Source organism: Alteromonas sp. 5NS40-0096 (assembly GCF_057544385.1).
Map to the genome: position 1 here is coordinate 1 of NZ_BAAJLQ010000009.1, position 13,452 is coordinate 13,452.

General features: G+C 46.3%; 9 protein-coding genes. 5 read left to right on the plus strand and 4 right to left on the minus strand.

All coding sequences use genetic code 11. The annotated features are described in order from the left end of the window. Positions 1-54 precede the first annotated feature (54 nt). Positions 55-1,398, minus strand: coding sequence for a right-handed parallel beta-helix repeat-containing protein (locus AC27G9_RS19520; RefSeq protein WP_487076163.1), 1,344 nt, complete (start codon positions 1,396-1,398; stop codon positions 55-57). Between the two features lie 252 nt (positions 1,399-1,650). Here AC27G9_RS19520 and AC27G9_RS19525 point away from each other — a divergent pair, with 252 nt between their 5' ends. The 3 genes from AC27G9_RS19525 (at position 1,651) to AC27G9_RS19535 (ending at position 5,099) form a co-directional block, all read left to right on the plus strand. Then, complete coding sequence (locus AC27G9_RS19525; RefSeq protein WP_487076164.1) at positions 1,651-2,712, plus strand: chemotaxis protein; 1,062 nt, start codon at positions 1,651-1,653, stop codon at positions 2,710-2,712. A 63-nt stretch (positions 2,713-2,775) separates the two neighbouring features. After that, a complete protein-coding gene (locus tag AC27G9_RS19530; protein ID WP_487076165.1) occupies positions 2,776-3,828 on the plus strand; it encodes an aldo/keto reductase in 1,053 nt (350 codons plus the stop codon). Positions 3,829-3,941: 113 nt separating this feature from the next. Further along, on the plus strand, positions 3,942-5,099 hold the full coding sequence (locus AC27G9_RS19535) for a Na/Pi symporter (RefSeq protein ID WP_487076166.1): 1,158 nt from the start codon (positions 3,942-3,944) through the stop codon (positions 5,097-5,099). A 46-nt stretch (positions 5,100-5,145) separates the two neighbouring features. Here AC27G9_RS19535 and AC27G9_RS19540 read toward each other — a convergent pair whose 3' ends face one another. From AC27G9_RS19540 to AC27G9_RS19550, 3 genes are all read right to left on the minus strand, one after another. Further along, entirely contained in the window at positions 5,146-8,190 is a 3,045-nt protein-coding gene (locus AC27G9_RS19540; RefSeq protein ID WP_487076167.1) for an efflux RND transporter permease subunit, read from the minus strand. A gap of 12 nt (positions 8,191-8,202) precedes the next feature. Beyond that, a complete protein-coding gene (locus tag AC27G9_RS19545) occupies positions 8,203-9,303 on the minus strand; it encodes an efflux RND transporter periplasmic adaptor subunit (RefSeq protein ID WP_487076168.1) in 1,101 nt (366 codons plus the stop codon). Positions 9,304-9,461: 158 nt separating this feature from the next. After that, positions 9,462-10,622: a DcaP family trimeric outer membrane transporter gene (locus tag AC27G9_RS19550; protein ID WP_487076169.1), complete on the minus strand. Its 1,161-nt coding sequence runs from the start codon at positions 10,620-10,622 to the stop codon at positions 9,462-9,464. A 225-nt stretch (positions 10,623-10,847) separates the two neighbouring features. Here AC27G9_RS19550 and acs point away from each other — a divergent pair, with 225 nt between their 5' ends. Both acs and AC27G9_RS19560 read left to right on the plus strand, forming a co-directional pair. Continuing rightward, complete coding sequence (gene acs, locus AC27G9_RS19555) at positions 10,848-12,794, plus strand: acetate--CoA ligase (protein ID WP_487076170.1); 1,947 nt, start codon at positions 10,848-10,850, stop codon at positions 12,792-12,794. Between the two features lie 12 nt (positions 12,795-12,806). Beyond that, positions 12,807-13,451 (plus strand): response regulator, encoded by a 645-nt coding sequence (locus AC27G9_RS19560; protein ID WP_487076171.1) that lies wholly within the window; start codon positions 12,807-12,809, stop codon positions 13,449-13,451. Position 13,452 lies beyond the last annotated feature (1 nt).

Consider the following 13,452-nt stretch of genomic DNA (forward strand, 5'->3'; position numbering starts at 1 on the left):
AATCGAGCGCCTTTTTTGATCGTTTTTCCCGTGAATCTAACGTTGACTCGTCGTTTATTGACAGCCCGTACTGATCTCTAGGTTGTCACCCACAATGTTGCCATTTCCAAGAACTGAGATTTGTGACATCGAGTTACAACGCAAAATATTGTTTTTGAATATCCCGTTTTCGACGCCACTTGCGAAAATGCCAAAGCGCGTATAAGGGTTGGGTAGACGGTGATCGTTACCCACGGTATTGCCAGTGACAATTGCGGTGTCTACGCCCAACAAATAAATACCGATTGAGCTGTCGGCATTATCGACGCCGTTATTAATCAGCGTGTTATCGTTGATTTGAATACCTCTAACCGTGCCATCATTGCTACCTGAGCGCGTTTGAATCGTAATGCCGCGGGCAAAGTTAGAGCGCAGCTGATTATCTGAAATCGTTAAATAGCTTATCGCACCTTTGGCCCAGATGGCCGCTTCCGCATACGCTTGAACGCGTGTCACTGATTCGATGATATTACCATTGATGATAACGGAATAATTGCTATCCAAGGTGTCGAGATCACCGTGTAAAACAATGCCGCTGTGTCTGGTATCACTGATATGGTTGTTTGCGACTATGATGCTTCGAGAGCCCAAATCGGAGTTCGTAGGAGAAACTCCCTTGATATCAAACCCCATGCTTTCTGTAGTTCTGACAATGTTATCGCTTATCACGAGTTTATTGCCACCCCAAAAGGTATCGACAGCATCTTGCGTATCGGTTGAATTAATGCCATTTCCAATGTTTAGGAATTGATTACCTGAGATAATACCGTAGCCGTCGTTTTCTCTTAATCGAATAGCGTCTCGCAGGGTGTCTTTGATAATATTACTTTGGATAGTAAAGTTATCCACCGAATGCAGAAAAATAGGGCGTACGTAACCGTCAAACGTATTTTCTGTTATTAACACGCCAGTTGCCGGTGTGACATAGGCACTACCACCTACCCCTGAGTCCGTCGCCGCGCATATTGCGCTGTAGATATCCCCGTGAAAATCATTGTCTGTTATTCGAATATCACTCGCACCGTCTGCTAGCCTGATGTCGCAATTGGGTTGCCCAGACACAGTCGATGGCGAAAAAGTGATGTCCTTAAGGGTGATATGGCTCCCATCGGCGATAACCCCAGCTGTCGCACTCGAACTTTTGCACAGGGTGCCAGGTCCATATAACTTTTCATTGTCATACATGTGTAGATCGGCAATGCGATAAATAACGCCTGCTGGAATAGTAGCAACGCGGTTAGTGTCGAGTTCAGCTCTTAACAGTGAAGTAGAGTCGGGGAGTTGCTCGCAGTTGTCAGCTCGAGTCGAGCTCGAGATGAGTAACAAAGTAAGTAATGCAATGGCATAACGTTTTGACATGATAGGTTCCCAAAGGAGGTGAAGTAAAAAGCCTGTTATACAGGTCTTATGTTATAGAAGTGTATCGATGGATTTCTAAAATCCTTTAATTTCAAACAATTTAGTGATTCTAGCAGTAGGCAATTTGTATACAAACCGCTAAGCTTTGTGGGCTGACATATAAGCTTAATATGGCCTAGTTAATTTATTGCTTATTCCTCTTTAAAGTTGAATCTTATGCACTTTGACTCGATAAAATCTAGATTGGTACTGATGACGCTCATTTGTGTGATTGGCATGGCCATGCTCATGGGTAACCAGCACTACTTTACTCAGCAATTGGTGTCGCTTAATCAGCAGCGCGATGTGCTGTTGAGGCTAAACACCGATTTATTGCAAATGCGTCGCCATGAAAAAGACTTTCTTCTGCGCCATCAGTTGAGTTATGTCACTCGGTTTAATCACCGAGCTGAACAATTCTCTGTGCGATTGACGGAGTTTTCTGCATTTTTTGCCGAATATGATGAACAGACTGGGGCGATTGGTAACCTCGCCCAGGCTATCAATGCCTACGAACAAGGGTTTGAGAGCGTTGTTTCGCTGCAAAATCAAATTGGCTTGAGCGAGAGTGAGGGCTTGCAAGGAGAAGCCAATGCTTTAGCGTCACAACTAAACAGGCTTCCCACTTTCGATAGTAATAAATCAGCAAAGAGTGTGTTGTTAGAAGCTAAGTTAGCTGAACAGTCGTTTATAACAACAAGAGATACTCAATATCGAGAGATCTTCTCGACAAGGCTAAACGAACTGAAACAAATAGTGGAAAGTGGTAACAGTGAGTCTGCTGTTCATCTATTGGCGCGATATGAACTCAACTTTACACAATTGAGTGATGCGCTGGTCGAGATGGGACTATCCCACAATGAGGGCTTGAGAGGACAGTTTCGTCGCCAAGCTCATGACGTTGAAGAACAGCTGGAAAGCATAGACAAAGCACTGCAGCCGATTATCGAAGAACAGGAGCGAACGGTACAATTATACAGTTTGATGATCGCAGCCTTGACTTCAATTGTATTAGTGTTGGTATTAGTGAAAAGTTTCGCGACATTCCATCGTGCTTTCTCTAATTTTGTTATGTTTTTCTATCGGTGCAAGCGCCAGTACCAAAAAATTGACCCTAAACAATTGGGGTTTTCTGAGTTTAAATCACTGGCAGAGCTGGCGAATGAGATGGTGGAATCTAGAAAAGTAATAGAACAGCGCCTTGCAACCGCTGAAGCGAAATTACAGGCCCTACAACAAGATAACAATGGCGATAACATCGCTGATTCGAACTAAACACAGGTAATCGGCAACACCGGATTCAGTGTTGCCCGAATGAAAAGTAAAAGGTAAGAGTGAATGCAATACACGCAACTTGGCAGTAGCGGATTAAGTGTCTCAGAAATCTGCTTGGGGACCATGACTTGGGGAATTCAAAACACGCAACAAGACGCCGACGAGCAAATGGCGATAGCGTTAGATGCGGGAATTAACTTTATTGACACGGCAGAGTTGTACCCAGTGCCACCTGATGCTGAAACGTACGGTGATACCGAACGAGTCATTGGTGATTGGTTATCGCGAAATCCTGAGAAGCGCGATGACTTGATTATCATGACAAAAGTAGCGGGTCCAGGTTTACCCTATATTCGCAACGCCACGCCAATCTCGGGCACTTCGTTATCAAAGGCATTGGATGACTCACTTGTACGTCTTCAGAGCGACTATATCGATGTGTATCAGCTGCATTGGCCGAACAGAACCACGCCTCATTTTGCTAAACATTGGCCAGGTCAGGTAAACCCTACCGCTACCAATGTGGAACAAGAAGTTGCGGGCATGAGAGATATTCTCTCAGGGATAAAAGCCGCATTAGATTCTGGCAAGATTCGTCATTGGGGCTTGTCCGATGATACGCCTTGGGGTATTCAGACCTACCTTAATCTTTGCAATGAAATGGGCATTCCCAAGCCAGTTTCTATCCAAAATGAATTTAACCTGTTGCACACTAAAGATTGGCCTTATGTGATTGAAAGTTGCGTATTTGAGGATATTGCCTACCTACCTTGGTCGCCATTGGCAACGGGCATTTTATCGGGTAAATACTTGAATGGTCAGTTACCTGAAGGAAGCCGTTGGACAATTGCTCAGCGTATGGGGTTGTTTAGAGATACACCACAAACTCATGCGGCGACGCAAAAGTATGTCGACCTTGCTCACAGTGTCGGTATCACACCAAGCCAGTTAGCTTTGGCATGGTGCAAGCAAGTTCCTGGCGTGACCTCATCGATTATCGGTGCGACAAAAACGTCACAACTCAGGGAAAACATCGCGGCATTTGACGTGGAGTTAAGTGAAGAGACGCTATCTGCTATTAGCGGTATTCTGCAGCAACATCCCGCGACGTATTGATAATCGTTATGCACGTGCTCGATGAATCGAGCACGTGCATGCGCAGTCATCGGAGTGTCACAAAAGAGTAATAGGCTGTCATTGAATGTTTTATGTAGCTTGGTATTCTTTTTATGACAGTGTCTTCTACTAACCCTGAGCAGACCATAGTGACACCCACGCCTCAGAACGCCGCATTTCGCTGGCTAGCCCTTATTGGCCTTATTTATGTCATGCTCGTTGCCGTTGGTACCATCGGTAGTGGGTTTAAGTTTGCGGCGGGTGATCAGGCCCGCTCATTATTTGAGTTTGCATCGAATCCTTTTACCGGCTTAGTCATCGGTATGGTGGCTACCGCGCTCATTCAGTCTTCTAGTACCGTGACCTCGATTATTGTCGCAATGGTGGCAGGCGGTTTACCTATTACAATTGCGGTACCTATGATGATGGGAGCTAACATTGGTACGAGCATTACCAATACAATCGTCAGCTTAGGTCACGTTGCAAAAAAAGAGGAGTTTCAGCGCGCATTCAATGCCGCAACGATTCACGACTTTTTCAATGTGCTGTCGGTGTTCATTTTTCTTCCTTTAGAAATCGCCTTTGGTTTGCTTGAGAAATTGAGCGGTTTTATCGTGTCTTTGTTTGACACTGCAGTAGGAGCCTCGGTTGGCAGTTTTAATCCCATAAAAGCGGTAACGGGCCCGGCAACAGATTTGATAGCGAGTTCGGTGAGCTTTTTGCCATCGATTTATCCAGGGGTGGCGAAAATAGTCATCGGCATTGGGCTTATTGTGTTGTCCATCACCTATATGGGCAAAATCATGAAGTCCCTTATGGTGGGAAGAGCCAAAGATATTCTCAAGCAAAGCATCGGCAAGGGACCAATCTCAGGCATCGCATCAGGTACAATCGTTACTGTATTGGTGCAATCCTCGTCAACAACAACGTCTTTGATGGTGCCGCTTGTTGGTAGCGGCGTGTTAAAAGCGAGGGATATTTACCCCTTTACGTTGGGTGCTAATATTGGTACCTGCATTACTGCACTTATCGCGGCTTTGGGCGTGTCCGGTGACAATGCCATGTTTGCGCTGCAAATTGCCTTAGTGCACCTGTTATACAACGTTTTAGCGGTACTACTGATTTTTTCCATCGCGTTTCTTCGCGAATTACCACCGAAACTCTCCTATCTGCTGTCGGTTAAAGCCTCGGATAACAAACTGTATGGATTAGCTTATATTGCCGGTCTCTTTTTCGTACTGCCTCTATCAATCATTTTTGTCGCACAGTAAGCACTGCTAAATACGAAATAGCCCATCATGAGATGGGCTATTTGGGTTAGTCTGGGCGCTTTACGCCAAACATCCCAGCGTACAATATTGGCACGACGCCTAGGGTCAGAATTGTGCCAATACCCAGCCCAAAAGCAATCACGCTGGCCATTCCAAAGAACAGTGGATCTTTGCCTAGTATTAGCGGTAGCAGCCCCATGATTGTGGTGATTGTTGTCATTACTATCGGCCGGAGACGGGATAAACACGCATTGATGATAGCATCGTAAGCAGATTTGCCAGCCGCTTGTTCTAGATCGATGCGGTCGATAAGAACAATGGCATTGTTAATGATAATTCCAGCAAGGCTATAAATCCCTAATGTCACCATAAACCCAAACGGTGCATCCATCACAATTAAACCAATGACGGCGCCGATGAATGATAGTGGTATCGTCAGCACTATCACGAAAGCCCGTTTAAAAGAGTTAAATTGCGCTACCAGCAAGACAAAGATAACCGCAAGTACAAATGGCACACTTGCGCTCAAGGCTTTTTGTGCAGTTGCGGAATCAACCACAACGCCGTCAAATTCAATTGAGTGATGAGGGGGCAAATCATCGGCTAAGGTCGCTAAATCTTGTTCTATGATTACCGCAAGGTCTTCAGCTGCCATCTTTGTATTTCGCGCTTCGACAGTAACGGTGCGGAATAAATCCTCCCGTTGAATAATGCCATATTGGTTAAGCGGTCGAAAATCTGCTACCTGGAATAAGGGAACGGCCTGTCCTGTGGTAGAAGAATAAACACTCATAGATCGCAGCCGGTCAAGGTTGTGCCGCTCTTTCTCGTTGGCGCGGAAAATCAGGGGAATAATATCGTCCTGTTCTCTGAATTCAGTTATCGCCGCGCCCTCGAAATAACTCTGTAACGATGAAGCGATATCACTGGAGGTAATGCCTGCTCGCCTAGCTCGTTGTTGATCAACATCGACAATGACTTTGACCACTCGGTTTTCCCAGTCTGAGCGAATATCCAGTGTATTGGGCACTTCATGTAGTAGTGACATAACCTCTAAAGACTTTTGAAAAATCACGTCTTTGTCGGGGCCTTTAACTTGGATACTAATGGTGTTGGAATCAGAAGGCCCGAGGAACATCTTGTTCACTCTGACATTGATATTTGGGAACCGAGCTTCGATGTCGCGATCGAGAGTTAATATCAACGATGACGTATCGGTATTAGGGGCAACATTGAGCACCATAAACGCTTTGTTATCTGCTGGGTCAACAGGCGTTAAAGACAATACAAACCTCGGTCCCCCGAACCCAACATAAGCAGAATAACTTTCGATAAAGGGAAAACGCGATTTATCGTTAAACCAAGCCATCATATCTTGTACTTGTCTGTCAGTCTGTTGTTGAGAGCTGCCATTAGGCAGATCTACATAGACCAATATTTGTGTCCGGTCAGAGTCAGGGAAAAACTGTTTGGCCACAAAAGACATCGACATGATAGCGACGATGAACGCCGCGATAACACCCAAACCGTAAAGCGATTTACGACGTAACAATGTATGTAGCAAGCGCTGATATAGCTTGTAAAACCGCCCACCGAATTCATCATCTACAACCTTGTCGACCTTGATAAAGTAGTAGCAGAAGATTGGGGTGACACACAGAGCTAGTACCCAACTGGTCATTAACGTGATTAAGATGACTAACGACACCGAGCGAGTGTATTCACCGGCAACATGCTCTGCCAGCATCAGTGGCATAAAGAACAAGATAGTCGTTGCAGAGGAGCTCAGCAGTGGCAATGCCAGTTCTTTCCCACTTTGTAGCATGGCATCAAAGCGTTCTTGTCCTTGTTCTAAACGTTTTTTGAATTCTTCGGCGATGACAATGCCGTTGTCGACGAGCAGGCCAAGGGCGATGATCAAGGTGGCTAAGCTCATCCGCTCTAGCTTGATGTCCATAAACTGCATAATGGACAAGGTGGCAAGCATGACAAATGGCACGATAGTGCCAACAATCAATCCGGTTCGCAGACCTAGGAATAAAATCACCACTACCAACACAATGGAAAGCGTTTGCAGTACATTGACAGTCACGCCATCAATGGTTTTTTGAACTTGCTCGGCTTGGAACGTAGCAACGTTGACTTGGTAGCCTATAGGTAGGCTTTGTTGCAACGCATTCACTTCTTCCATGATTCTGGGTGCGTATTCCAGAATGTTGTATTCCGGCAACATGGCAATAGTAATCACAATGGCTTGTTCGCCATTAAAATATGCCGGCTGTCTGGGTGGGTCGATGTACCCTCGACGAATTTCTACTATGTCTTTTAGGGCAATATAGTCAGTCTGGTTCGCCAACCGAATGTAGGTATTGCCGATATCGTCAATGGAATCAAAATTACCTGTTGGTTCAATGATGAAAGATTTGGCACCGGTGTCGAGTTGGCCGCCTGAGCTGATGATGTTCTGGTTGCGAAGCTCGGCCATCAGGCTGGCCGGAGAGATACCCAAATTGGCTAATTTTGCGTTAGAGGCTTCAAGGTAAATGCGCTCATCTTGAACTCCCACTAGCTCAATTTTTTTTGTCCCTGCTACGCCATAGAGTGTGTCGCGAATGTGTTTGGCCTTGTCAAACATCTGCCCATGAGTAAAACCATCCGCGGTCAAGGCGAGAGTAATAACGGAAACGTCGCCTACGGTATCGTTAATTTGAGAGGGTAAAGTACCACTTGGCAGGGAAGATTGTGCTTCTTGTACTCTATCCCGCAGGCGCTGCCAGATATTGTCTAGATTGAAATAACGGTCGTAGATTTCGACGTGTATCACAGACAAACCGGTTGACGATGTCGATCGCATTGTCTCGATTTCCGGCAACTGGCGAATTTCTTCTTCCAGTGTTTTAGTAATGAGCAATTCTACCCGTTCTGCGGACATGCCTGGATAACTTGTCACTACGGTAGCTTCGCGTATGGTAATACTTGGGTCCTCTCGGGCAGGCAAGGTAAAGTACGCGAAAACGCCATTGATAAGTAGTAGCGCCACAGCCATGAGTAATGTGCGGCGATAGTTAAACGCTAATTCAGTGAGATTCATGATGGCGATAACCTAGTTAAAAAGCTGTACGTCTTTTTCGAGCAAGGTTACTTTTTGCCCATCGCGTAAAAAGCTTACGCCTGCAATAGCGATAATGTCGCCAGGCTTAAGGCCACTCGATACATACAAGGTATTATCGAGCAGGTTCTCTGTTTGAATCGGTGTGCGTTTCACTGTGCCACTATCGGCATCATAGACGAACACATACCCACCTTGGCCAATGTCGGCACCGACTGCAGATAAGGGAATCAATACGGCATTGCCCGAGTAGCCAGTGCGCCCATGACCTTGATAGCTGACATCGACTTCCGCCGTCATACCAGCGCGCAATTGTGACGGTGAATTGGCTAACACAAGGGTGACGGGGAAGGCATTTGCTGTTTCTGCGCGCACGCCCACCTCAGACACGACGCCATTGATCGTTTCACCGGGAAGTGCTGGGAAATGAATAGGCAAGATACCGCCTACACTTATCATTTGAATCAGGGTTTCAGGTACTGAGATCTGTACTTCCAAACCGTCTTGTCCTTCTATTTCAAATACGGTTTGTCCGGGGGAAATTTGCTGTGAAGGTTCAACCATTCGACGGGTTATGACGCCTTCATATGGTGCGCGCAAGGTGCTGTCTTGCATGTCTTTTAATGACAAGTCCAGCCGAGTTTGCGCCACGTTTCTGGCGCTCAACGTCGATTCATAAGCCGCTTTGGCGTTATCAAAACCCGATTGTGATACAACCCCTTCTTTAACGAGTTCGGCATATCGATTGTATTCGTTTTGTGCTTCTTCAAATGCTGCATTGGCTTGTTGTAACTGTGCTTCTGCACTTTGGTAGTTCAAAGAAAAACTGCGTTGGTCGAGTTTGGCCAAGGTTTGACCTACCGTGACTTCTTGTCCCAATACCACATCGACATTGGCGACTTTACCTCCAACAAGAAAGCTCAGGTTCGCCGTTTCAACCGGCTCGACTGTTCCTGCTAGTCGTCTCACTTGTTCGATGGGCTTGGCTTGCACGGTTATCCAATCAATTGGCCGGATGTTCTCTTGTTCGACGGTAGGCTGTTCGCTACAAGCGGTAAGACAAATAATGGAAAAGCACACGAACCAACGTGTCATGGGGCGCTCCTAAAATGGAAGTGAACTAACCCGTATAGTGTAACTTTTCTCAGCCGATATAGCATGTCGAATCGCTAAGCCAAGTTCGATATTCTGACGTTATAAGCAATAAAAAAGGCCCATATTTTAGCAATATGGGCCCCAAACAAACGCTCAGTTTAAAAAGCGTATTTGGCGGAGAACTGTAGGCGGTTCATATCACCTTCCAAGCCTGATTCTACTTCGCGCTTGGCAAAGGTGTATTCAGCGCCCAAGGTGATCGCTTTAGTTGGAGAGTACAAAATGTTGGCGCGTGTGCTGTAAGAACTCTCGGTAACACTGCCACCAGTAAGCGCAATGTCATTGTCTGCGTTAAAAGCGGAGAACATCACACTACTGCGCATTTTATCATTCCATACGTGGCGATAAGCCACTGAGTAACCGTAACTATCGATAGCTGATATTTGGCCGGTTTCCGTGATAACACCACCGTTTGCGGCGTTCAACGCAGCATAACGGCCTAATCCTGTGCCACTGAAGAATGACATGCGAATATCGTCCTTCGCACCCACTTTCAGCTTGCTGGTGACGGTGACACCAAAGCCGGCTTCAGTATCGTCAATGTTGGCGCCGTCATCATAAGCGAGTTGGTGGTACAAGCCTGCTACTCTGACATGACCCCAATCGCCTTTCATTTTATAGGCAAGAACGACGTCTGGTGTAGAGTTATCGTCTGTCACAATACGACCGCCACCGCCGAACGGCGTGATAGTACTTTCTGGGTTCTCTAGTGCAAATTCAAAACCGCCGTTGGTATAACGAACCATGACTTGGCGCGCAAACGTAATACCGTCTGTCACACCAATGAAATCAACGGATTCCGGTAGAATCGACACGTCCATAAAGGTGGTCCACGTCTGACCTACCAACCAGTTTTGATACTTTAAAAAGGCATGGCGCATACGCACGGTGTAAGAGTTACTGATACGCTCATTACCATCAGGTGTTACCAAGAAGTCAAACTCCAGCACACCGGTGATTTTGTCACCCTCTTCGGTGTCAGTGTTTGAAGTAATTCGAAAACGGGATTGTCTGGCGTGGGAATCGAATTGGGTGCCTTCATCATTGCCTGAAACCGGGGTCAATGACGGAATATAAAAGTCACGACCCAAACTACCAGAGCCCAGAGAACCCTCTGAATAGTTACTGGCAATGGCGTCGACTTTCACATAGCCGGTGAGTTTAACGTCGGTATTGGCTTGCGCATTCATGCTGACGGCACTGACCGAAACGAGCGCAATACTCGCAGCCAGTTTTGATTTTCTTAGAATATTTTTCATGATAGTTTCCGTTTCGAGTCCCATTGGTTAATATTGTGTAAACATTTAGTTAACGGTCATAATTTGGCCGATGAAAGAAAAATTGCAAATAAGCGGATGGTCTATAAGACCAAAGTCTTACAGAATTTTTCGATAAGACCAAAGTCTCATTTTGCTTTATTTATTAGGAACTAAAGTGTTGATATCACATTTTCATAGAATCAACCATGATTGGAGACGAATGCCATGACTGCCACGACCAAGTATCCGGTACCCGAGCAATTAAAAGCAGGCTCACATCTTACCCCTGAGCTGTATCAGGCAATGTACAAGCAGTCTATCGAAGACCCCGATGGTTTCTGGGGCGAACATGCGAGCTCATTGGATTGGTACAAAACGCCAACTGTTGTGAAAAACACCCATTTTGCGAAAGACGACGTATCCATTAAGTGGTTCGAAGATGGTGAGTTGAATGCCAGCTACAACTGTATTGATCGCCATCTAGCTGACAATGCCAAGAAAACCGCCTTGTTCTGGGAAGGTGACTCGCCTGAAGACAGTGAAACGGTAACCTACCAAGAATTGCATTATGAAGTGTGTAAGCTGGCGAATGGTTTGAAAAAGCTTGGTGTTGAAAAAGGCGATCGCGTGGCGATTTATATGCCTATGGTGCCTCATGCTGCCTACGCGATGTTAGCTTGCGCACGTATTGGTGCCGTGCACTCGGTTATATTTGGTGGATTCTCACCCAATGCCATTGCCGACAGAATTAACGACAGTGAAGCGAAAGTGGTAATTACCAGCGACGAAGGCCGTCGAGGTGGTCGTGCAGTACCACTTAAGGCCAATGTTGACGCCGCTTTAGCTGATAATGCATGTCCTTCTATCACCAATGCGATTGTATTGAAACTCACAGGTGGTGACGTCAACTGGAACGCTGATATTGACGTATGGTGGGATGAATTAGTTGACGGTTGCTCCGCGCAATGTGAACCAACGGTGATGAACGCGGAAGACCCACTTTTCATCCTCTACACATCAGGTTCAACGGGTAAGCCGAAAGGCGTGGTGCACACGACAGGCGGCTATCTGTTGTATAGCTCCATGACATTTAAATACGCCTTTGATTATCGCCCAGATGACATCTATTGGTGTACAGCTGATGTCGGCTGGATTACGGGCCACAGTTACATGGTATATGGACCATTAGTCAACGGTGCGACTCAAGTGTTTTTTGAAGGTGTTCCCACTTATCCAGATGTACGCCGTATCGCTCAAGTCGTTGAGAAATACAAAGTCAATAGCCTGTATACCGCGCCTACAGCAATCCGAGCTTTGATGGCACACGGAGACAAGCCGGTGGAAGGCTGTGACTTGTCTTCGCTGCGCTTACTCGGTTCTGTTGGTGAGCCAATTAACCCAGAGGCGTGGGAGTGGTATTACCGCGTCATTGGTGAAAGTCGTTGTCCCATTATGGACACGTGGTGGCAAACAGAAACGGGCGGCATGATGATTTCGCCTTTGCCAACAGTGACCGAGTTGAAGCCTGGTTCTGCAAGCCGTCCATTGTTTGGTATCCAGCCGGCGTTGTTCGACGCTGACGGTAATGAACTGGAAGGGGCAACAGAAGGTAATTTGGTGATCAAAGAGAGTTGGCCAAGCCAAGCGAGAACTGTCTATGGTGACCACGAACGCTTTATTAATACCTACTTCTCAGCATACGAAGGCGTCTACTTTACTGGCGATGGTGCAAGAAGGGACGAAGATGATTATTTTTGGATCACCGGACGTGTTGATGACGTGTTGAATGTCTCTGGTCACCGTTTGGGTACCGCTGAAATTGAAAGTGCACTAGTGGCACACCCGCAAGTTGCGGAGGCAGCCGTGGTTGGCTATCCCCATGATATCAAGGGCCAGGGCATCTATGTGTATGTAACGCCCAATGAAGGCGTTGAAGTGGACGAAGCCCTAACCAAAGAACTTCGCACTTGGGTACGGACAGAATTGAGTCCTATCGCCTCACCAGACTTGATTCAATGGTCTAAGGGATTACCGAAAACTCGGTCAGGTAAAATTATGCGTCGAATCTTGCGTAAAATTGCCGCCAATGAACATGCTCAATTAGGTGATACCTCTACGTTGGCGGATCCGTCGGTAGTTGATACACTGATTGAGGAGCGACTGAATAAATAGCATGGAGTACCAATGATAACGCTGCTAATTGCCGACGATCATCCTTTATATCGTGATGCGCTGAGAGGTGCGTTATCGCTCTCCCTTCCTGAGCTCGTGTTACGCGAGGCGGGGGATTTGAATACCACGGTCAACATTCTTGAGAACGAGGATGTTGACCTGCTATTGCTCGACCTTCACATGCCTGGCAGTAACGATTTGTTTGGTTTATTGCACATTCGTAAACTCTACCCCGATTTACCTGTTGCTGTAGTGTCAGGCACGGAAGATGCGACGATTATCTCTAAAATTGTCGGTGTTGGCGCGCTCGGTTTTATTCCTAAAACAGCAAGCTCAGGTGATATTGCTAATGCCGTTCAAGCCATTCTCGATGGCGATATCTGGTTGCCAGATAACATCAGTGAGCATATCGAAGAAGTCGATGAAGCTTTCTCTGAGCTCGCGGATAAAGTATCGAGTCTTACGCCCTCCCAATACAAAGTTTTGTGTTACATGCGTGATGGATTACTGAATAAACAAATCGGCTACAATCTCGATATTGCCGAAGCAACAGTGAAAGCGCATGTCACCGCGATTTTCAAAAAGTTGGGTATCAATAATCGAACTCAAGCGGTTCTCATTGCATCGCAACTGGAATTGGAACCGCCGGTTTCATAAC

Bases quoted from the DNA above. Each gene is read 5' to 3' on its own strand.
- AC27G9_RS19520 (WP_487076163.1), bottom strand. From the start codon at position 1,398: ATGTCAAAACGTTATGCCATTGCATTACTTACTTTGTTACTCATCTCG.
- acs (WP_487076170.1), top strand. From the start codon at position 10,848: ATGACTGCCACGACCAAGTATCCGGTACCCGAGCAATTAAAAGCAGGC.
- AC27G9_RS19560 (WP_487076171.1), top strand. From the start codon at position 12,807: ATGATAACGCTGCTAATTGCCGACGATCATCCTTTATATCGTGATGCG.
- AC27G9_RS19545 (WP_487076168.1), bottom strand. From the start codon at position 9,303: ATGACACGTTGGTTCGTGTGCTTTTCCATTATTTGTCTTACCGCTTGT.
- AC27G9_RS19550 (WP_487076169.1), bottom strand. From the start codon at position 10,622: ATGAAAAATATTCTAAGAAAATCAAAACTGGCTGCGAGTATTGCGCTC.
- AC27G9_RS19540 (WP_487076167.1), bottom strand. From the start codon at position 8,190: ATGAATCTCACTGAATTAGCGTTTAACTATCGCCGCACATTACTCATG.
- AC27G9_RS19535 (WP_487076166.1), top strand. From the start codon at position 3,942: ATGACAGTGTCTTCTACTAACCCTGAGCAGACCATAGTGACACCCACG.
- AC27G9_RS19525 (WP_487076164.1), top strand. From the start codon at position 1,651: ATGACGCTCATTTGTGTGATTGGCATGGCCATGCTCATGGGTAACCAG.
- AC27G9_RS19530 (WP_487076165.1), top strand. From the start codon at position 2,776: ATGCAATACACGCAACTTGGCAGTAGCGGATTAAGTGTCTCAGAAATC.